Consider the following 405-nt stretch of genomic DNA (forward strand, 5'->3'; position numbering starts at 1 on the left):
GCACAGCGCAGCGCTGCGTCGCGTCGAGCGTTTCGGATTTGTTCAGCAGCAACATGCCGGCCGCTTCCAGCGCCTGTTCCTGTGCCTCCGGCAGCGGTTGGCCGGAGGCCAGCGCGGCGGCATCCAGCACCACTACCAGGGGTTGCAGGGCCAGGACGCCGGACCAGGCAGGAGCCTGCAGCTGTTTCAACAGCGCCAGCGGATGTCCCAACCCGGAGGGTTCGATGAACAGCCGGTCCGGCCGTGCCCGACGCAACAAGCGACCGAGCCCCACCTGGAACGGCACGCCATTGACGCAGCAGAGGCACCCGCCCGCCACCTCGCCGATGGCCACGCCGTCGACGTCCGTGGCCAGCAGCGCGGCATCCAGGCCGATCTCGCCGAACTCGTTGACCAGCACCGCCC

General features: G+C 69.6%; 1 protein-coding gene. It reads right to left on the reverse strand.

The window, feature by feature from the left end; translation table 11 throughout:
• Positions 1-405: CobW-like GTP-binding protein (locus tag JWG88_RS21455; protein ID WP_240194678.1), on the reverse strand; the 405-nt coding region annotated here is incomplete at both ends.

The organism is Desulfopila inferna (assembly GCF_016919005.1).
GTDB lineage: Bacteria > Desulfobacterota > Desulfobulbia > Desulfobulbales > Desulfocapsaceae > Desulfopila_A > Desulfopila_A inferna.